The organism is Vibrio sp. B1FLJ16, from assembly GCF_905175385.1.
Classification (GTDB): Bacteria; Pseudomonadota; Gammaproteobacteria; order Enterobacterales; family Vibrionaceae; genus Vibrio.
On record NZ_HG992749.1, the window covers coordinates 1,479,200 to 1,500,694 of the forward strand.

Here is a 21,495-nt window from a genome sequence, read left to right on the forward strand (position 1 = left end):
TTGAATAACAAAATTTACATGCTGTGAACTTATGCATAATCAATCTATTAACGCTTGCTATACTTAAACCGTCACAAACAAAGGGAAAAAAGGATGTTCAATGTTAAAGTTTAAGAAAATAGCGATAACGGCATCACTTGTTGCACTGAGCTCGAGTTTTTCTGTCGCAGCTCAAGAGACCTTCGTAACGATAGGTACGGGAGGGGTAACCGGGGTTTACTACCCAACAGGTGGGGCGATCTGTCGTTTGGTAAACAAGTCCCGCGCCGATCACGGCATTCGTTGTTCGGTAGAGAGTACCGGTGGCTCCATTTATAACATTAATACGATTCGCGCAGGTGAACTGGATTTCGGTATTGCCCAGTCAGACTGGCAATATCACGCATACAACGGAACCAGTCAGTTTGCAGACGCAGGTGCATTTAAAGACCTACGTTCGGTGTTCTCTCTCCACCCTGAACCATTTACTGTCGTCGCACGTAAAGATGCCAATATTAAATCATTTGATGATTTGAAAGGTAAACGCGTGAATATTGGTAATCCGGGCTCAGGTCAGCGCGGTACGATGGAAGTGCTGATGAATGAGTACGGCTGGACTAATGATGACTTTAAACTGGTTTCCGAGCTGAAAGCGGCTGAGCAATCGAAAGCGTTATGTGATAACAAAATTGATGCCATGGTTTACACCGTAGGTCATCCAAGTGGTGCAATCAAAGAGGCAACCACCTCATGTGATAGCAATATCGTAGCGGTGGAAGGCCCTAAAGTAGAGAAGTTAGTTGCTGATAATAGTTTCTATCGTGTTGCGACTGTACCGGGTGGTATGTATCGCGGAACTGAAGAAGATGTACAAACATTTGGTGTTGGTGCAACTATGGTTTCTTCAATGGCGGTTCCGGAAGATGTGGTGTACAACGTTGTTAAAGCGGTATTTGAGAACTTTGATGATTTCCGACGTCTTCACCCTGCATTCGCTAATCTGAAGAAAGAAGAAATGGTGAAAGATGGTCTGTCTGCGCCACTTCACCCAGGCGCATTGAAGTACTATAAAGAAGTTGGATTGATTAAATAAAATTGAACTTTAATCGACAAATAGAGCGCCATCGATTCGATGGCGCTCTATTTGTTTGAGGGGGTTAGATTATGCGTAGATATCAACGAAAAAGTAGACGGTGATAGCTGTTGAAAATAGCGCTACAAAGTTGCGAACGTGATTCGGATTCAATTGACGTGAAACTCGGGCTGCGAGGTAGCCTCCGACTAATGTTCCCACCATGACTACGCTGCCTTTGCTCCAGTCAATCGAGCCATTAGCGATGAAAACGGCTATTGCGACCAGCGAAACAGAGGTCGATACAAGCAGCTTTAATCCGTTCATTAAATTGATGTCTTGATGACCCGCGATCACTAGGTAACTCAGTACAATTACACCTAATCCTGCATTAAAAAATCCACCGTACGCAGCGACGCCAACCAACAGAATGCCTAATGCGATTACACCTAAAATACCGGCGTGTTTATGGTTTTTGGTTAAGGTTTTCATTGCCTTAGTTAAACGCGAGCCAAAGATAAACAGTAAGGTTGCAAATAATAGTAGCCAGGGAATCGCTTCTAAAAACACTGATTCAGGAATATTCAGTAACAGGTAGGCACCAACGCCACCACCGATAAGGCTTAAGCTGATGGTAAAGAGGAATTCTTGCTTATTTTTGAGGATTTCTTCTCTGAAACCTATCGCACCGCTGATGTAGCCTGCACAAGAGGCATAGGTGTTGGTGGCATTTGCGATAACGGGAGGAATCCCAACAGCCATCAGGGCAGGGAACGTGACAAAACTGCCACCTCCTGCAATAGAATTCATGATTCCTCCAACTACTCCGGCAGCAAATAACAACGTCAGTTCCAGCAGCATAAATCTACCTTAATTTTTTATTTTTATGTTTTATTTTTTAAGGCGTTAACCCTACTGGAGTTGATGAAAGAAAGATAGTAGCGAAAGGTCAAAGAAAAAAGCCACCGAGCTGGTGGCCTTTTGAAGTCAATCATAGGGATGAGTGACTTATTTATTGTTCAACTTTAACTGGTTGAGCTCGTAGCTTTTGAAACAGTTTCACAAGCAGTGGGCTGCCTAGTACCAACACAGCTAACACTGTAAAGGTTAGGGTGATTGGGCGCTCCCACAAGAAGCTCAGTTCACCATCCGATATCATCAGTGCGCGGCGTAAGTTTTCTTCCATCAAACCACCGAGGATAAAACCAAGCAGTAGTGGTGCCAGAGGGAAGTTCGCAAGGCGGAGAGCAATTGCGGCCATCGCCACAAGTAGCATTACGAACACATCCATAGTATTGAACGAAACCAGGTAAACGCCCGTGATTGAGAAGAACAAAATCATCGGAAGAAGAACTGTTCTCGGTACCGCTAATAGTTTCGATATGTACGGAATCAGTGGCAAGTTCAGAATCACCAGAACAATGTTGCCAAAGTACATTGAGATAATCACGGACCAGAAGACATCAGGGTGCTCAACGAACAAGCGAGGACCTGGCTGAATACCGTAGGCAATTAACGCACCCAGCATGATGGCAGTGGTACCAGAGCCCGGAATACCAAGTGTCAGTAGTGGTACAAACGAACCGCTGGAAGCAGCGTTGTTCGCTGATTCCGGCGCAACTAGACCACGAATGCTGCCTTTACCGAACTCTTCTTTTTTCTCTTTTGGAGCCAGATTACGTTCCAGACCGTAGCTTAAAAATGCTGCGATAGTGGCACCAGCACCAGGAAGAACGCCAGTGAAGAAACCAAGAATTGAAGAGCGAATAGAAACAGGCGCGACTTCTTTAATCTCTTCTTTGGTGACTTTCATCGAACCGATGTTTCTCAACTTGTCTTGCTCTTCGTCACGAGTAGATTCTGAGGGTTTAAGGATACCCATTAAGGTTTCGCCCAAAGCGAAAGTTGCCATTGCAAGTAGCAAGAAGCTGAATCCATCCATTAAATCTGTTAAACCAAAGGTAAAGCGTTCTACGCCTACGCCTTTGTCGATACCAACGGTAGACAGCATCAGACCAAGAATCGTCATCATCCACGCTTTAATCACCTGACCTTTACCAGCAAATGCCGCTACCGCTGATAAACCAAGAAGCATTAATGCGAAGTAATCAGAAGACTGGAAGCTTAACGACACACTAGCCAGGGCAGGAGCCGCAACCAGCAGCATGATAGCTGAAAGCGTACCACCAGTGAATGAAGAGTAGGCCGCTAACGCCAGCGCTTTACCTGCCTGGCCTTTTTGTGCCATAGGGTAGCCGTCAAAAGCGGTTACAACGGTAGAAGAACAGCCCGGAGCATTGATCAAAATTGAAGATGTTGAACCACCGAACACGGCACCATAATATACACCGGCCATTAGAATCAGACCAGAAGAAGGCTCCAGTCCGTAAGTAATCGGGATCATCAACGCGATGGCAGAAATAGGGCCAAGACCTGGCAGCATTCCGATAAATGTACCGACGAAACAGCCAACAATCACCATCATGATGTTCATTGGCATTACCGCGGTGGATAAACCTTGTAGAATTCCATCTAACATAATTCTTTCCTTTCTTGGCTACCAGATGGTGAAAATCAAACCTGGCTCAAGGTAGATATCCAGACCTTGAGTAAGCAATAAATAGAAGGCAATAACGAATGGGAAAGAAGCGCCAAACAGTACGGATTTACGTCTTTCACCCAACAAATAAAAGCCTGCGAGAAGGAAGAAGCCAGTAGCGATCACAAAGCCTAAGTAAGTGAGACCCAAACCGTACAGCGCCATGAGAACTAAGAAAGAGATAAGCAATTTCCAATTGAAGCCCATTACTGCGCCACTTTGCTTATCTGGTTGCCCTGTGACGAGTAGCAGAAGCGCCAAACCGATGCCTATGTAGGTCAGAATGGTCGGTAAGGTACGTGCAGTAAACGGTTCGTACTCATCACCCGGAAACATCGGGATTTGTGATGTTTGATAACCATAACATAGGCAGAAGAGTAGAAAAATCATTGCACCAACGCGGTCGCGGCAGAGCAGGTACTCTTTAGTAAAAAAGTTGGTTGAACGAGACATATTCAACTCCTAACGAAAGTAAAAAAGACCGTATATGGGCGTTAATGTACAAGGGGAACCATTAACAATTAAGCTTCTCGCTGCTAGTCGATCTGCTTATCAATCTATAAACAAAGGAGTGTGTATGCCGAATGTCGACAATGCCCATATACGGTTAAATTCAGAGTGCAAATGCAAAGAAAGGGGCTAGGGGGGGATAGCCCCATTCGTTTGTTATTTCAGGAAGCCTAATTCACGCATTAGGTCTCCCATTTGCTTCTCTTGATCTTCAAGGAACGCGAAGAACTCTTTATCTGCTTTGTAGTTGTCAATCCAACCATTGCGGTCACGAACAACTTGCCATTCATCAGTGTTGTACATCTTAGTGAAGGCCGCATTCCACTCATTGATTTTTTCTTGGCTTACGCCAGGAGCGGCGAAGAATCCACGCCAGTTAGCAAATACGGTTTCGTTACCATATTCGGTGAGGGTTGGAATATTTGGAGCCGCTTCCAGACGTTTTGGAGCCGTTACTGCCAGCACCTTAACTTGTCCAGATTTAGACATTTCAAGTACTTCACCTAAGCCGGTTGAAAGCAGTTGAGTCTCGCCAGATAGTAGTGCCGCCATTGCCTTACCACCTGCATCGTAGGCGATGTAGCGCACTTTACGAGCATCAAAGCCTTCGCCTTTAAACGCAGCTGCAACGACTAGATGATCCATAGAACCACGAGCAGACCCGCCAGCGATTTTCACTTTATTAGGGCTTTCTTCAAACGCTTTTACAACGTCTTCCCATGAGTTGTAAGGAGAATCTGCAGAAGTAACGATAGCACCGTAGTCAGCGATGGTTGCTGCAACTGGCGTCAGGTCACGGAATGATTGCGGGAAAATACCGGTAAGCGATCGAACAACGATCGGTGTTGAGTTGACCATCAGTGTGTCTTCTTGACGATCCGCAGTTTCAATCAGGTGCGCGATTGCTTTACCGCCGCCACCGCCTGACAGATTTTGAAATGACACGGTCTCGACAATATCTGATTTAACTAGTACATCACCTGTGCCGCGTGCCGTCATATCCCAGCCGCCACCAGCACCGCCAGGGATAAGGAAATGCATTTTTTCTAAATCAGCAGCAAAAGTGCTAAATGAAAATGAAGCTGCGATTATCGAAGCGGCCAGCGTTGGTTTGATTATCTTTAACATGTTCACGTTCCTTTTGTTGGTGACTCTATTCTGTTGATGAGTCTTATTGTTGTTTCAGCTTTGGAGCTGAACTTTGGTAAAAGGTTAATCAACTGTTAAATGTGTGTCTGCAAAAGGTAGATAAAGTGAATATTGAGCATAAAGGGTATTTTGTTCATAAAGTTCACGGAGGGGCATGAACCTTATTAAGACGAAAGCCGCATCTAAAGATGCGGCTCGGAAAGTTATCAATCGTGATTGTTTATTTACGGTCTTGGTCGAAGTCCCCGTGGAAGTGGTCATGATCAGATGCACTCTCTGCAGCTTTCAGTTTCTCACCAATTCTGAGCTTGTCACTTGGTTGTTTAGCATCAAATGTTCGTGTCATCGCCCTTGCTTCAACTGGCTCAGCAGGGAAGACCGGATCACTAAACGCGTAGTAAGTTGTCACATAAGCGAGAGATTGTGTATTCATATGAAGTGCTTTCTGGCTCACGTTGTTTAGGTCGTCGCATGCCTGATGGTAACAGACGTCATAAGCCACGCCGATATCGCCACCAAATAACTCTGTTTCTTCTGCAGTTTTGACTCGCTCAGCACCGGTGAATAAACCACCAAATGCGACGCCCCAATCGGCAAAACCTGCGTAGTCTGAACGTTTGGACAATGCTTGCGGCACAGTACCTTCATTCTTCTTGTTGAAGAAATCAATGAATTTAGACTCAATGTGAGAGGTACCAAAAGGCGGTTCAAAATCACCAACATAAGCGTTGTCAGGACTATCTTTAGTATCTGATAAATCGCCATCCATGACGCCAAAGATATAGTTTGGTGAAGCAATCATGTCGAAGTTTAGATATAACTTAACTTTGTTCAGTTCGTAATAACGATCTTCAACTAAATCAAACTGCTCAGAAGTAAGCTCGTCTGGAGAGCCGAGTCCAAGCTCTTCAGTGATTTCTAGCATTGCTTGATTGTAAAGTGGAGCAAACAATTCGTTTGTATAGAACTCCGAGCCGATTAACCCCGCTTCTTCAGCAGCCCACCACGCAAATCGAACCTTATTCTTCACTGGTGCTCTTAGCTCAGCCAGTGTTATCGCATACTCAAGCAAACCAGCGCTACCCGAACCATTGTCATTTATGCCAGGGCCTTCAGGTACCGAGTCTAAATGCGCACCCAACATAATGACTTGATCGTCGTTGCCATACATGGTTTCTGCAATCACGTTCTGCGTGACGACAATTTCATCTTGAACATCGACATTAAGAACTACCGGCACATTGCTACTTTGAATGGCTTCATACCATTGCTGGCCTAACTCAAAGCGAGCACCAAAAGCGGGAATGGTTGCGGTAGTGTCACTACCCAGCGTACCGTTAATCACAGCGGTTCTGCCTTCAGAATTACCTTGGTTAAAGATAATGGCAGCGACGGCTCCTGCCGCTTGGGCGTTCACAACTTTTAAACTAAATGTACAGCCGCCACGTTGAATTATGGCAACCTTTCCAGCAACATCTTTGCCTTCAAAGTCAGACGTTTCACAGCCATCTGTATCATCATAATTGGCGTTACTAAAGTCAAAGTCAGGAGTGATGAATACAGCATTTGCGTTTAACTCACCATTAGAATCTCCGGAGTAAGACATCGTGGCGAAATCAGCCTCTGCACCGGCAGTACGTGTGCTGGTTAAATCTGCACCATTAACGTTAAGAGAGGTTCCAGCGAGTTCCTCCCAAGAGCGAAAATCAAATTCTTGAGTACTTACCTCATAGCCATGTTCGCGCATGGTAGCGATTATGTACGCCGCTGAGTTTTGGTAACCATCTGTACCCGCTGCGCGAGTGGTTGAGCTGCCGTCACTTGTAGCAGAAGCTAGGCCTTCAAATTCAACTAAATGCTCAACAACGGCTTTGCTTTTGATTTGATTACTGACATGTTTTGCTGCTTTTTCTGGATCATCCCAATAGCACCCAGATAAAAGGGAGGCACTGATTGCACTCGCGATAATAGACTTTGTAGTTGTAAAACTAACTTGCATGCGCGGCTCCTTGTATGAAATACGCTACGTATCCATTGCTGAATGTAATGTTAATAAAATGTTAACTATATTCTGTATAGCTGCGCTAGTCCTTAATATCAAATGCGTTTCATAATAATGTTTAATGTCCATATAAGATTTGGCAGAAAGTCACACATTGAGCTGAGAAGTTAAGGCGGGATAAATTAGAAAGAAACCTCAGTTAACCATTCTAGTTAATGTCAGACCTTAGTCTAAATTGTCGACAATCTTCTTGATTGTCGACAATTTGTTGATCTATTATGACTGCAGGTTATGAAATTGTTGACACCTAGGGTGTTGTAGAGCGACGGTCTTGGAATGAATGCTGAAATGAATGTCGAACTAAAAACTCGTCTTAAAGCGGTTGGCGCAGAGAAAGAAAACACCAAATCTGAAACGCTCACCGAATCTCTGGTAGAAGCGATTGTAAATGGTGAAATTGCACCGGGTAGCAAAATCTCTGAACCTGAGCTGGCAAAGCGTTATCAGGTGAGTCGAGGCCCTCTACGTGAAGCTATTATGCGTTTAGAAGGTCTCAGTCTGATTGAGCGTATTCCTCATGTTGGTGCGCGTGTTATTACGTTTTCACCAGAAAAACTTTTTGAATTGTATGCGGTACGTGAAGCGCTGGAAGGAATGGCTGCTAGGTTAGCTGCCCGTCATATTACGGACGAAGAGCTCATCGGGCTAGAAACATTATTGTCGACACATTCAAATCATATCGATGAAGTCGAAGGCTCTTCATATTTCCATCAACACGGTGATTTTGATTTTCACTACCGCATTATTAAAGCGAGTCGCAATAGCAAGTTGATCTCGCTGCTGTGTAATGAGCTTTACCACTTGTTACGTATGTATCGTTACCAGTCTCCACGCGCTCAGTCACGCCCGAAAGAGGCGTTAAATGAGCATAAATCTATATTACAAGCGATCAAAAACCGTGACGAAGAACTGGCAGAGATGCTGATGAGACGTCACATATCGGGCAGCCGCTTGTTAATCGAACAACAAATCTTGTTTGCTGAAAATGACTAGAAGGAAAGTGTCATGAGTTTATCTCCAGGGGCGAAGTTCAGACTCGCCATTGAACAAAACAATCCACTACAAATCGTCGGCACAATTAACCCATACTGCGCCATGATGGCGAAAAACCTGGGGCATCAAGCGATTTACTTATCTGGCGGCGGTATTGCAAACGCCTCTTACGGATTGCCAGATTTGGGTATTACTACACTGAACGATGTGCTGGTTGACGTTGACCGCATTACTAATGCCTGTGATTTGCCTCTTTTGGTGGATATCGATACCGGCTTTGGTGGCGCATTCAATATTGCTCGTACCATTAAGCAGATGGAAAAAGCTGGCGCGGCTGCGGTTCACATGGAAGACCAGGTAGCGCAGAAGCGTTGTGGTCACCGCCCGAATAAAGCTATTGTCAGCCAGCAAGAGATGGTTGACCGAGTGAAGGCAGCGGTTGATGCGCGTAATGATGAAAGTTTTGTGATTATGGCTCGTACTGATGCACTAGCGGTTGAAGGTATGGACAGTGCGATTGAACGTGCGATTGCTTGTGTTGAAGCCGGTGCGGACATGATCTTCCCTGAAGCGATGAACAAGCTGGATCAATACCTACAGTTCTCAAATGCGCTAGAGCAAGCGACTGGAAAGCACGTTCCTATTCTGGCCAACATTACTGAATTTGGCGCAACACCACTGTATGGCTGTAACGAACTGGCTAAAGCGAAAGTGGACATGGTGTTGTACCCGCTAAGTGCGTTCCGCGCTATGAATAAAGCGGCAGAAACAGTTTACAAGCACCTTCTGGAAGTGGGTAATCAGGAAGCGCTGGTTGACTCTATGCAGACGCGTAAAGAATTGTATCAGCACCTGAACTACCACGACTACGAAGACAAACTTGACCAGCTTTTCTCTGAAGGGAAATAGCAAGAAAGAAGATAGTCGGAAGCCCAAGAAATTTATTTTTCGTCGAATCCAATAACGTGAAATTCGTCTGGTGAATAAAACGCTCCAAAGAGAGCAAAGCCAGACAGAAAAGGAGTTCAAACAATGCCTCAAACTGAAGCAAAGAAAGCCGAGTTAGGTGGCGCTGGCCTACGTGGTCAAAGCGCGGGAAGCACAGCTTTATGTACTGTTGGTAAAACGGGAACCGGTCTGACGTATCGCGGTTACGATATTACTGACCTTGCCAATAATGCTCAATTTGAAGAAGTAGCACATTTGTTGTTACGCGGTCACTTGCCAAATCAACAAGAACTTGATGCGTACAAGACGCACCTGTTGAGCCTTCGCGGTTTACCAACTGAGCTAAAACAAGCTCTGGAACTTATTCCTGCATCTGCGCACCCGATGGACGTGATGCGTACGGGTTGCTCTATGTTGGGCAACTTAGAGCAGGAAATGAGCTTTGATGAGCAACTGCAATCAACTGAGCGCATGTTAGCGTTGTTCCCTGCAATCATCTGTTACTGGTATCGCTACAGCCATGATGGTGTGCGTATTAACACAGAAGACGAGACTGAAGACAGCATCGGTGGCTACTTCCTGAAGCTGCTTACTGATAAAGCGCCGTCTGAACTGCACAAGCAGGTTATGCACTGTTCATTAATCCTTTATGCAGAGCATGAGTTTAATGCGTCAACATTTGCTGCACGAGTTTGTGCATCAACATTGTCCGACATTCACTCTTGCATTACAGCTGCAATCGGTACGCTTCGTGGCCCTCTTCACGGCGGTGCAAACGAAGCGGCGATGGAGATGATTGAAGACTGGCAGACGCCGGATGAAGCAGAAGCTAACATCATGCAAATGCTGGCTAATAAAGACAAGATCATGGGCTTTGGTCATGCGATTTACCGTGAAAGTGACCCACGTAATGCTTTGATCAAGCGTTGGTCTGAAGAGCTATCTAAGCAAGTCGGTGACACGCACTTATACGCAGTATCAGAGCGTGTGGAATCGGTCATGAAGCGTGAGAAAGGCTTGTTCTGTAATGCTGACTTCTTCCATGCATCGGCGTACCACTTCATGGACATTCCGACCAAACTGTTCACACCGATTTTCGTGATGAGCCGTTTAACAGGTTGGGCTGCACACGTGTATGAACAACGCGCAAATAACCGCATTATTCGTCCAAGCGCGGACTACACAGGTCCAGACCATCAAGAATGGGTACCTATCGAAAAACGCTAGCGCGTAACTCCTTCCTCTATGTGATTCTCTCCTCATAGGGGAAGGAGTACTTCTCGTCACAAACATTACTAGAGCGACTACATCTCAATAAGTTCTCCAATCAAGTTCTCCAAACTGCTTTGCTAGAGTAGCGTTTCTAGAGTGATGGGGAGAAGGCCAAGATGTACAGATTGAATGGAAGCAAACCATGAGCACAAATATTAATACCCAATTCCGTAAGTCGCTTCCGGGGACTCAACTTGATTACTTTGATGCCCGCGAAGCCGTAAACTCTATCTCTCCTGGAGCCTATGAAACGCTCCCGTATACCTCTCGCGTTCTTGCCGAACAGCTCGTACGCCGCTGCGACCCTAGCGTATTAACAGACAGCTTGAAGCAGCTCATCGAACGCAAACGTGATCTTGATTTTCCATGGTATCCAGCACGTGTTGTTTGTCATGACATTCTAGGTCAGACAGCTCTTGTTGACTTAGCCGGTTTACGTGATGCGATTGCCGATCAGGGCGGTGACCCGTCTAAAGTGAATCCAGTGGTTGAAACCCAGCTTATCGTTGACCACTCGCTTGCGGTAGAACACGCAGGTTTTGATCCAGACGCATTCGAGAAAAACCGTGCGATTGAAGAGCGCCGCAACGAAGACCGATTCCACTTTATAGAGTGGTGTAAAACGGCTTTTGAAAACGTCAGCGTGATTCCTGCGGGTAACGGCATCATGCACCAAATCAACCTAGAGAAAATGTCTCCGGTTGTACAGGCGAAGCAGGGCATTGCTTACCCAGATACTTGCGTTGGTACCGATAGTCATACGCCTCATGTTGATGCACTTGGTGTTATTGCGATTGGGGTTGGAGGTCTGGAAGCTGAAACAGTAATGCTTGGCCGCCCGTCAATGATGCGCCTACCAGACATCGTGGGTGTTAAGTTAACGGGTAAACGTCAGCCGGGTATTACTGCAACGGATATTGTTCTGGCGATTACCGAGTTCTTACGTAATGAACGTGTTGTTTCTTCATATCTTGAATTCTTTGGTGAAGGTGCTCGCGACCTAACAATTGGTGACCGTGCAACCATCTCCAATATGACGCCAGAATACGGTGCAACCGCGGGTATGTTCTACATCGATGAGCAGACCATCAACTACCTGAAACTTACTGGTCGTGACGAACAGCAAGTTGACTTAGTTGAGAAATACGCAAAACAAACCGGCCTTTGGGCAGACGATCTTGATACAGCGGTTTACGAGCGTGTACTTGAGTTCGATTTGTCATCAGTCAGCCGTAACATGGCAGGTCCTTCAAACCCGCACCGCCGTTTGCCAACTTCTGAATTGGCACAACGTGGTATTTCTGGTGCTTGGGAGGAGAAAGACGGCGAGTTGCCAGATGGCGCGGTGATCATTGCTGCTATCACATCATGTACAAACACCAGTAACCCAAGGAACGTGGTTGCTGCAGGCCTTGTCGCGAAGAAAGCCAATGAGCTCGGCCTTGTACGTAAACCTTGGGTGAAATCGTCTTTTGCTCCGGGTTCTAAGGTTGCGCGTCTTTACCTGGAAGAAGCGGGCTTATTACCAGAGTTAGAAAAGCTTGGCTTTGGTATCGTCGGTTACGCATGTACCACTTGTAACGGTATGAGTGGTGCGTTGGATCCAAAAATCCAGCAAGAAATCATTGACCGCGATTTGTACGCGACAGCCGTTCTGTCTGGTAACCGTAACTTTGATGGCCGAATCCATCCTTATGCGAAACAAGCCTTTTTAGCGTCTCCACCGTTAGTTGTGGCTTATGCGCTAGCGGGTACGATTCGTTTTGATATCGAGCGCGATGCATTGGGTACTGACCAAAACGGTAAACCAATTTACCTAAATGATTTGTGGCCAAGCGATGAAGAGATTGATGCCGTTGTAGGCAAACACGTTAAACCAGAGCAGTTCAACCAAGTTTATATCCAGATGTTTAAGCTCGATGACGCAGAAAAAAGCGCCAACCCTCTTTACGATTGGCGTCCGATGAGTACCTACATTCGTCGTCCTCCATACTGGGAAGGTGCGCTTGCAGGTGACAGAACCCTGTCTGGTATGCGCCCATTAGCGGTTCTTGGTGACAACATCACCACCGACCACTTATCACCATCGAATGCGATTATGGCGAGCAGCGCGGCGGGTGAATACCTTGCCAAAATGGGTGTACCGGAAGAGGACTTCAACTCTTACGCAACGCATCGTGGTGACCACTTAACGGCACAACGAGCGACCTTTGCTAACCCGAAACTATTTAACGAAATGGTGAAAGAGAACGGTGAAGTCGTTCAGGGTTCTCTGGCGCGAATCGAACCAGAAGGTCAGGTTGTACGCATGTGGGAAGCGATTGAGACCTACATGAACCGCAAACAGCCACTGATTGTAGTAGCTGGTGCTGATTATGGTCAGGGTTCATCTCGTGACTGGGCGGCAAAAGGCGTTCGATTGGCTGGTGTAGAAGCTATCGTTGCAGAAGGCTTTGAGCGTATTCACCGTACCAACTTGGTTGGCATGGGCGTGCTGCCACTGCAATTTAAGCCGGGTGTTAACCGCAATACATTAGAACTGGATGGTACTGAACTGTATGACGTGGTTGGTGAAATCAAGCCGGGTGCAGATTTAGCCTTGGTTATTACACGTAGCAACGGTGAGAAAGTCGACGTTCCGGTTACTTGTCGCTTAGATACCGCTGACGAAGTGCACGTGTATAACGCAGGTGGTGTACTGCAGCGTTTCGCGCAAGATTTCCTAGCGCAATAAGGAGTAATTATGGAAAACAGTACTCCTAGCCAAATCAAAGTGCCTGCGACGTACATGCGTGGCGGCACGAGTAAAGGTGTCTTTTTCAACCTTGAAGATTTGCCATCAGAGGCTCAAGTGGCAGGTGAAGCGCGTGACAAGCTGTTGTTGCGTGTTATCGGCAGCCCAGATCCTTACGCTAAACAAATAGACGGTATGGGCGGCGCCACTTCTAGTACCAGTAAAACGGTGATCGTTTCTCGCAGCAGCCAAGACGATCACGATGTTGACTACTTGTTCGGACAAGTATCCATTGATAAGCCATTTGTGGATTGGAGTGGGAACTGCGGTAACTTGTCTGCCGCAATTGGGCCTTTTGCTATCCATGCTGGCCTGATCCCGCAAGATCGTATTCCAGAAAATGGAATTGTGACTGTACGTGTCTGGCAGGTGAACATCAGCAAAACTATTTTGGTTCATGTGCCGATTGTTAACGGATTCGTGCAAGAGACGGGAGAATTTGAACTTGATGGTGTGACTTTCCCGGCCGCTGAGATTCAAGTGGACTTTGTTGACCCGGCAGATGGGGAAGGCAGCATGTTCCCAACTGGCAACTTGGTCGATGATTTGGTGGTGCCAGATGTGGGTACGTTTAACGCTACCTTTATCAACGCAGGTATTCCAACCATTTTCATTGATGCTGAGTCTATTGGCTATCAGGGCACGGAACTGCAAGATGACATCAACAATGATGATGTAGCATTAGCGATGTTTGAATCGATTCGTGCGCATGGCGCGTTAAAAATGGGTCTGATTTCTGAACTTGAAGAAGCTCAGACTCGCCAGCACACACCAAAAATCGCGTTTGTATCCAAGTCAAAAAGTTACCAGTCCTCAAGCGGCAAAGCGGTAAATGAGTCGGAAATTGATGTGCTGGTACGTGCGTTATCGATGGGCAAACTTCATCATGCGATGATGGGAACGGCAGCCGTTGCGATTGCTTCGGCGGCCTGTGTTCCGGGAACATTAGTCAATCTGGCTGCTGGTGGCGGCGAAAAAGAGTCAGTGACTTTTGGTCATCCGTCAGGGACGCTAAAAGTCGGTGCAAAAGCGAAGCAAACCGAACAAGGCTGGGTGGTACAAAAAGCCATCATGAGCCGAAGTGCGAGAATACTAATGGAGGGATTTGTGCGTGTACCCTCTGATGTCTTTGAATAAAAGGAACGGTCTTTAAATAGAACGAGATCAGGACATACTGGAGGAAGCAATATGTCTTCATACGAGAAAGAGTACCAATGGGCGAAAAATGAACCGGAGAGTTTTTGGCGCGCTCAAGCGGAGAATATCGACTGGTTCGAATCTCCTAAGACCATCTTGAAAGCTGATGAGAATGGAATCGAGCGTTGGTTTCCAGATGGGGTGATGAACACGGCTTGGTTAGCACTGGACTATCATTGCGAGCAAGGTCGTGGTGATAACGCTGCCCTTATTTATGATTCACCAGTAACCGGGAACAAGCAGACTTACACCTACAGTGAGCTGCGTGACAACGTAGCGAAAATTGCAGGTATGCTGTCTAGCCAAGGCGTAGAAAAGGGCGACCGAGTCGTCATTTACATGCCGATGATCCCAGAAGCGGCAATGGCAATGCTTGCTTGTGCACGTTTGGGTGCGATTCACTCAGTTGTGTTTGGTGGTTTCGCGCCTAATGAGCTGGCGGTACGTATTGAGGATGCTGAGCCAAAAGTCATTATGACGGCATCGTGTGGCATCGAAATCAGTAAAATCATTCCGTATAAACCATTAGTGGACAAAGCCATCATGGACAGCCGTTGGAAACCTGAGAAAGTGTTTGTTTTCCAGCGCCCAGAATGTGAAGCCGAGTTAAATCAGGAAAGAGATTTGGACTGGCAACAGGAATACAACAAAGCGCTACCTCATGCTTGTGTTCCTGTATTAGCAACAGACCCACTGTATATCCTTTATACCTCAGGCACGACGGGTAAACCGAAAGGGGTGGTACGTGATAACGGTGGCCATGCGGTCGCGATGAAGTACTCTATGAGTGCGATCTACAACATGCCACAAGACGGCGTGTTCTGGGCCGCGTCTGATGTTGGTTGGGTTGTCGGCCACTCTTACATTGTTTACGCGCCATTGATTCATGGTTGCACCACAATACTGTTTGAAGGTAAGCCAGTCAGAACACCAAATCCGGGCGCATTCTGGCGTGTGTGTGATGAGTACAAAGTTGATGCTTTATTCTCAGCACCGACCGCTTTCCGTGCTATTAAGAAAGAAGACCCGGAAGGCGAGTTCTTAAAGCAGTATGATCTGTCAAACCTGAAAACCATCTTTATGGCTGGTGAGCGTTTAGATCCTCCTACGCTGGAATGGGTACAGAGCAAAACAGATAAACCTGTTATCGATCACTGGTGGCAAACAGAGACAGGTTGGGCGATTGCCGGTAACCCGACAGGCATTGAAATGATGCCGGTGAAAGCAGGCTCATCTACCAAGCCGATTCCTGGTTATCAGGTAGAAATTCTCGATGAACTCGGTGAACCTGTTAAAGCCAATCAGCAAGGTTTTGTGGCGCTAAAACGTCCACTTCCACCAAGCTGTTTACCAACCGTATGGCGTAATCATGACCGCTTTGATACGGGCTACCTGAGCCAGTTCCCTGGCTACTATGTATCTGGTGACGGCGGTTATCTGGATGAAGATGGCTATCTGTTCATCATGGGGCGTATTGATGATGTTATTAACGTCGCAGGCCACCGTTTATCTACTGGTGAGATGGAAGAAATTGTCGGTGGTCACCCTGCCATTGCAGAATGCGCGGTTGTTGGTATCCATGACGACCTGAAAGGGCAGCTTCCACTTGGTTTTGTTGTACTGAAAGACGGTGTCAAAGTAAACGAGTTGGATCTGGAAGGTGAACTGGTTGGCAAAGTTCGCAATGAGATAGGCGCAGTCGCTTGCTTTAAGCACGCACTGGTTGTTGACCGATTACCGAAAACACGGTCCGGTAAAATCCTGCGCAGAACGATTCGTCAGATTGCGGATGGTGAGAAATACACCGTTCCATCGACGATTGACGACCCAACCAGCCTGAACGAAATTGAGCGCGTATTACGCCGCTAATTCAATAATCTGCTCTACATTTTTATGTTCCACCCCTGTATCTCAATTAGATACAGGGGTGTTTTTTATAAACAGACCCTAGAGCGAAAAGAAGTCAGAATAACCAATCAAATATTAAATCTTCCTATGCGCTTGCCATACTTACGCTTTCGCCACAAACTACAAAGGTTCAATTATTGGTAAACCTTTTTTATGTCTGCATTTTTAATTAAACCAGCATGTTTTGATGATCTTGAAACTCTCAACGATCTGATGTTCGATTTACACGACGAGCATCATGTTCAATCTCCAGAACTGTTTAAAACAGCAGAAGAAATTGAGCAGGAGAAAAGCATTGCTCGTTATCTTGATGATCCCGAATGCCTCGTCTATGTTGCAAAACTTGAAGAAGAAATTGTGGGATTTGTATCTGGCCATTTCTGTGAACTGACGTCTACAGTTAGTCAGCCTGTGATGATGGGAAGCGTCGATGAGCTTTATGTGCTGCCAGAATTCAGAAAGCAAGGCGTGGCAAAAAAGCTACTAGATAAAATTGAATCTGTTTTCGTTCAGTACGGTGTCAAACAGATGTTTGTAGAAGTATGGGATTTTAATCAACAAGCACTATCACTTTATGGAAAACAAGGTTTTGGCCACCACATTCATTGTTTGAGGAAGCCTTTGGTAAGTAAACCTGACGAGGTTGCGGAGTAAAATGTTCCCCTCGTTTTTGTAACTCATACTTATACGTTGTTTCAAAAGTGAGATTTCATAGAATGCGGTTGAGTTTTTCTGACTATAATTTTATACAGCTGTCACATTATGAACGATGTTGCACTCCGTGCCTGGGACTCATCAGGCTTACATTAATTTTTATCTCCAAGTACCGGTCAAGCGTCGCTAATTTAAAAAATAATAGCAGCGACCTCATCTTGGTCATTATTCCTATTATTAAAGGTTACTATTCGTGTTGAGACAGTTATTTTTCCTCATTCTCTGTTCGGTTATGTTGGCGGTTTCTACAGTTTCTTTCGCCGAACCAACTTCTGAGGAAGATGAGTTATATGGCGCACTTTGTGTTGTGCGAGCAGACGATAAAATCGTTTTAGTTCATGAAATACTAACAGACAAAATCTCGCTTCCTGGTGGTTCAATAGGCGAAGGTGAGTCTCCTCAGGCTGCCGCCCAACGAGAAACTTGGGAAGAGACAGGACTGGTTGTTACCGTAGGTAAAGAGTTAGGTCGTATGTTTAAGGCTGTGTTCTACGATTGCGTATCGGACTCTGAAATTATTGCCTTTTCAACGATTAACGCGATGGGGGGCAACGAACTACCTGTATGGTTTGCGCCTCATTATGGTGTAGAGACGGCGTCAGCAATGTTGCTGCAACCCAAAATGCTGCCTTCATCCTTATATCGCTACCCAGAAGAGTGGCCAGTAATCGTTGGTTATTTTGATCAGCTCTCGTTGCAACCTGTGCACTATGTGAATCAATTGATTGATTCTGCGCCATCATTCCGACAGCTTGAACTAGAGTGGATGACCGGCTTACAAAGTTGGGTAGGCTCAATCTCAGAGCACAGTTTTCAGACAGTTCACCAGTTTGCAGCTTTGACCCTTGAGTTGATAGCACCGACCATTTTACTGTTTTTGTTCCCGTTCGTTCTGATGCGCTTTGATAGTCGCTTTATTTTCAGGCTCTTCTTCGCTATTTCTGCGACATCAATTATGGCGTTGGTCGCACAACAGGGATTCTCGCTGCCTCGACCGCATGTCTATGTACCAATGGTAGAGCTGACACATAGTTTCGGTTACAGCTTCCCTAGCTTACCAATCGCGGTATGGAGTTGTGTGTTCATGTTCCTGTTTCACAGAACTGGTAGTTTTGGTTTCAATAGTACAACAGGTGCAGCCGCTCTCCTCACCGTGATGGTGATTCTGTCCAAGTTCTTCCTTGGTTCAGCGTTTATTTTGGACATGTTGTTAGGTGCGCTATTGGGTATTTTGGTCGCGTGGCATGTTTTACGGCTAGAAGAGAATCCGGAGATAAATGTTGATCAGCTGCTCACTTCCAAAGGTGTTTGGTTTGCTATGACAGCGATTACCGTTGCTATTTCAGTTATTTGGCCATTGCCGGTTTTTGCTTGCTGGCTTGCGGTTTTGATCACTGCGTCGGTGTTAGTTCTGGCATTTGATAACTCGCAAGTACAAATAAACACAAGGCAAATGATTTTCGTTACTCTGGTGCTGGTATTAGCTCATCAACTGTATTTGTATTTCGCATCGCTCGTATCTTCCGACAGCTTGTGGTCTTTAATCTTTACTGCACTTCATTACCCATTACTGATGTTGCTGTGCTTTATGACCGTGCGCAGGCTCACACAAGATCAGTGGCAGCAGAGGGAAGTTCAGGAAGTAGAGTAGGGCGTTTTGATACGTGCACCTTTCAAACAAAAACCTCGCTAGTGCGCAAGCTATTACGCTTTTGTGTTGAAGCCAAACGAGATGGTTAACCCATCTCGTTTTTTTGGTCTTAATCAATGCCAAATTGAGCTTTTAAGGAGGGGTCAAGCTCAAACATATGTCTTTGAAGCTCTTCAACATCTTTGTTGAACTCTTCCTGCGTCTCAATGCCTTTAGTCACATTGTTCTCTCTGGAAGGTTGTTCGCTGATTGCTAGTTGATGGTCGTCTTTGTGTCGGCATATAAATGCAGAAATTACATAAACACAGTATTCAGATAGAAGCATCACTTCTGCGTAAGTATTTGGGACATCCGCATCAAAATATCGTTTATCTAGACAAGTTGGTTTTCCTTGCTCGTTATCGTCACGAAACCCGTGAGCTAACACCGTGTTCCTGAAGCCTTGAATCCCAGTCCAGCTTTTAAGTCTTTTTATTGCAGGAGCTGTTATTTTCATCGTGTCTCGAATGGTTAGATCGTCCTTTGCGTAATTATTAAATCGTTTCCATTCATCCATGAATGAGCAGATATCGATGAGCATCTTGTTATTCAAAGACCACTTAACATCTTCGTCACGCATATACCGTTTTATGACTTTTAAATCGTTTTCCATTACTGTTTTCAAACCGCTTAAGACTCGAAGCGATTCCTGAAACTTGGTCAATGGCATAAGTTCTCCTTTCAATGATAACGATGTTTATGGATATAGAATCTTCCTAATCTCAACACAACCTTTAGCTAATCCAAGTCGCTGGGCTGCTGTCTTTTTATCATGCTTACTCACATAACAGTAGTTGTAGAAAGTACGAAGAATTTGGAGTTGTTTGCCAATCATCTCTGGGTTGTATGGGCTTTTCCCTGTCCAGACTCGACCAGCATTGGAGCTAGTGCTAATGGGTCTCTCAAGTGCAGATAAACGCCTCCTGACAATCTGAAAAAAGTTATCGATAGGATGGAGTGATGCGTCTAACAATATCATCGCTTTATCTGTTTCAGTTAGCCTGTCGGTAGGAGTGAGAAAGCACACATGTTTCTCACATTCATAAATCTTGTGTATAGGCAGTTCAAACCATGTTTGACGCTCTCCGCTTTTTGCGACAGGCTCCTTCAAGCTATGGAGGGCAACGATCTTACTTGCTTCCCTCTCATCGACACCGTGTTCCTCTTGGATTTTCAGCAATAGTTTTTGAGTTGTGTTAACTAAAACCCTTCTCTGATCAACGTTCAGTAGCTTATTAATTTTCACGTACAGAGACTGGAGGTTTCTGCGTTTAATTTGAGACGAGAAAGCAATGTTGCAAGCTCGCTCTATAGCTGGCTCTTGGTCTAGATAGAACCTAAGTCCAGAGGCATGCCCTATCAAACGTTCTAAATGAATGAAATGAGCATACATCGTATACTCAGAATGAACTTGAGCACCTTTGTTCGGAAGGTTTGTTGCTGTCAGTTGGTCTAGAGCTTCAACACCATAATCTTCGGCTAACTCTTCTATGAAGTAACCCAAGCTGATTTCACTTATTGGGAGCGGTACGCTGGAATAATACTTAATCAGTTCATTTCGCTTATTCTCAACTTCCTTTGATAGTTGCTTACCAAGAGCGTGCTCATATGGAAGCCACAACCTTGCATTTTGGCGATTATAGTCCTTCAAGTTCTGATCCACTACATACTGCTCATCGGTCAAAATATCATCAAGCACTACTGAAGGATCGTAGTTTACATCCATCCCAAATACATATCGGCTTGATTTGTCTGCTGTCCCTATAGCATTAATGACAACGTTCTTTTTGTCTTTCCTGTCAGTCCAATTAACTCGGTATTCTTGTCTATCAGTAGATAGTCTCATGAAACCTAAAGGCATCTGCCTTAATTGTGCTTCTCTACTTTGAGTAAAGCTAATACAGCGTTCATAAAACATATCGATCTTGCGATATATCGTAGGAGCACTGAGTTCTGTAATTTCCATCATTCGATTAATACTCATGTCGTTGACTATCAGCCGAAATAATGTGGTATTGAGGTGTGATTTACTGTCTGGGTGTGATCTTCTTTTATCCGAATCAGCAGTAAATGTCGTTAGACACTCACGACATCGGTATCTTTGATGACCTTTTGAGGTCTTCCCAAAGCGCTGGTATGACTCTGGCGAGCTTGAAACCTTGTTGTCGAAATTCACGCACGAAAGGTTGTGACACGCAGCCCCATCTTGTCTGATGACTTGTTTTCTCTCAGTTAGATATCTAGCTCGTTCTACTTCCTCATGAATAGCTTGGTTGCTTTTAATGGTCATGTAGCTATTGCACGCCTTGCAAAGCAGAGAAGAACCGTTTCGTTTAGTCCCACTGATTCGGTAGTTGGGGTCAGAGCGTATGTTGCTGGCAGGAATGCTGAAGTTTGGACAGGTAGGGTTACTACATGAGTTCACGTTGATACCATGCGACTCATGGGGAACTCTTGGTTGCGATTTGCTCTGGACAGATTTTTGTCTCACGAAAGCCTCCAACATACTGAGTGTACATCCAGTATATTAGAGGCTTTGATCATTTCTGGCTAGCTATTAATCAACACAAAAGCGTAATAGCTTGGCTAGTGCGAGGTTTTTTATTAT

The 21,495-nt window shown here is 45.4% G+C and carries 16 protein-coding genes; 9 read left to right on the forward strand and 7 right to left on the reverse strand.

Annotated features, from left to right (window positions below):
• Positions 1–100 precede the first annotated feature (100 nt).
• Positions 101–1,072 carry a TAXI family TRAP transporter solute-binding subunit gene (locus KHN79_RS06715; RefSeq protein ID WP_182007884.1) on the forward strand — a complete coding sequence of 324 codons (972 nt, stop codon included), beginning with the start codon at positions 101–103 and terminating at the stop codon, positions 1,070–1,072.
• Positions 1,073–1,141: 69 nt separating this feature from the next.
• Here KHN79_RS06715 and KHN79_RS06720 read toward each other — a convergent pair whose 3' ends face one another.
• The 5 genes from KHN79_RS06720 to KHN79_RS06740 form a co-directional block, all read right to left on the reverse strand.
• On the reverse strand, positions 1,142–1,912 hold the full coding sequence (locus KHN79_RS06720; RefSeq protein WP_182007883.1) for a sulfite exporter TauE/SafE family protein: 771 nt from the start codon (positions 1,910–1,912) through the stop codon (positions 1,142–1,144).
• Between the two features lie 151 nt (positions 1,913–2,063).
• The gene (locus tag KHN79_RS06725) at positions 2,064–3,590 is read right to left on the reverse strand and encodes a tripartite tricarboxylate transporter permease (RefSeq protein WP_182007882.1); all 1,527 of its coding nucleotides are present in this window, start codon (positions 3,588–3,590) and stop codon (positions 2,064–2,066) included.
• 18 nt (positions 3,591–3,608) lie between these two features.
• The gene (locus tag KHN79_RS06730) at positions 3,609–4,103 is read right to left on the reverse strand and encodes a tripartite tricarboxylate transporter TctB family protein (RefSeq protein WP_182007881.1); all 495 of its coding nucleotides are present in this window, start codon (positions 4,101–4,103) and stop codon (positions 3,609–3,611) included.
• Positions 4,104–4,316: 213 nt separating this feature from the next.
• Positions 4,317–5,288 (reverse strand): tripartite tricarboxylate transporter substrate binding protein, encoded by a 972-nt coding sequence (locus KHN79_RS06735; RefSeq protein ID WP_182007880.1) that lies wholly within the window; start codon positions 5,286–5,288, stop codon positions 4,317–4,319.
• 241 nt (positions 5,289–5,529) lie between these two features.
• On the reverse strand, positions 5,530–7,308 hold the full coding sequence (locus KHN79_RS06740) for a M28 family metallopeptidase (RefSeq protein WP_182007879.1): 1,779 nt from the start codon (positions 7,306–7,308) through the stop codon (positions 5,530–5,532).
• 351 nt (positions 7,309–7,659) lie between these two features.
• Between KHN79_RS06740 and KHN79_RS06745 the strand changes: the two genes are divergently transcribed.
• The 8 genes from KHN79_RS06745 (at position 7,660) to KHN79_RS06780 (ending at position 18,848) form a co-directional block, all read left to right on the forward strand.
• The gene (locus KHN79_RS06745) at positions 7,660–8,364 is read left to right on the forward strand and encodes a GntR family transcriptional regulator (RefSeq protein WP_182007878.1); all 705 of its coding nucleotides are present in this window, start codon (positions 7,660–7,662) and stop codon (positions 8,362–8,364) included.
• A gap of 12 nt (positions 8,365–8,376) precedes the next feature.
• A complete protein-coding gene (gene prpB / locus KHN79_RS06750) occupies positions 8,377–9,273 on the forward strand; it encodes a methylisocitrate lyase (protein WP_182007877.1) in 897 nt (298 codons plus the stop codon).
• Between the two features lie 123 nt (positions 9,274–9,396).
• Positions 9,397–10,539 (forward strand): 2-methylcitrate synthase, encoded by a 1,143-nt coding sequence (gene prpC, locus KHN79_RS06755; RefSeq protein ID WP_023623579.1) that lies wholly within the window; start codon positions 9,397–9,399, stop codon positions 10,537–10,539.
• A gap of 187 nt (positions 10,540–10,726) precedes the next feature.
• On the forward strand, positions 10,727–13,318 hold the full coding sequence (acnD, locus tag KHN79_RS06760; protein WP_182007876.1) for a Fe/S-dependent 2-methylisocitrate dehydratase AcnD: 2,592 nt from the start codon (positions 10,727–10,729) through the stop codon (positions 13,316–13,318).
• A 9-nt stretch (positions 13,319–13,327) separates the two neighbouring features.
• Entirely contained in the window at positions 13,328–14,515 is a 1,188-nt protein-coding gene (gene prpF / locus KHN79_RS06765) for a 2-methylaconitate cis-trans isomerase PrpF (protein ID WP_021453035.1), read from the forward strand.
• Positions 14,516–14,566: 51 nt separating this feature from the next.
• Entirely contained in the window at positions 14,567–16,444 is a 1,878-nt protein-coding gene (locus tag KHN79_RS06770) for a propionyl-CoA synthetase (RefSeq protein WP_182007875.1), read from the forward strand.
• Between the two features lie 192 nt (positions 16,445–16,636).
• Positions 16,637–17,137: a GNAT family N-acetyltransferase gene (locus KHN79_RS06775; RefSeq protein WP_182007874.1), complete on the forward strand. Its 501-nt coding sequence runs from the start codon at positions 16,637–16,639 to the stop codon at positions 17,135–17,137.
• A 253-nt stretch (positions 17,138–17,390) separates the two neighbouring features.
• Positions 17,391–18,848, forward strand: coding sequence for a bifunctional NUDIX hydrolase/phosphatase PAP2 family protein (locus KHN79_RS06780; RefSeq protein WP_182007873.1), 1,458 nt, complete (start codon positions 17,391–17,393; stop codon positions 18,846–18,848).
• Positions 18,849–18,957: 109 nt separating this feature from the next.
• On the opposite strand, the gene KHN79_RS06785 is transcribed toward KHN79_RS06780, so the two are convergent.
• Both KHN79_RS06785 and KHN79_RS06790 read right to left on the reverse strand, forming a co-directional pair.
• A complete protein-coding gene (locus KHN79_RS06785; RefSeq protein WP_182007872.1) occupies positions 18,958–19,557 on the reverse strand; it encodes a hypothetical protein in 600 nt (199 codons plus the stop codon).
• A gap of 27 nt (positions 19,558–19,584) precedes the next feature.
• Complete coding sequence (locus tag KHN79_RS06790) at positions 19,585–20,871, reverse strand: hypothetical protein (protein ID WP_182007871.1); 1,287 nt, start codon at positions 20,869–20,871, stop codon at positions 19,585–19,587.
• Between the last annotated feature and the right edge of the window lie 624 nt (positions 20,872–21,495).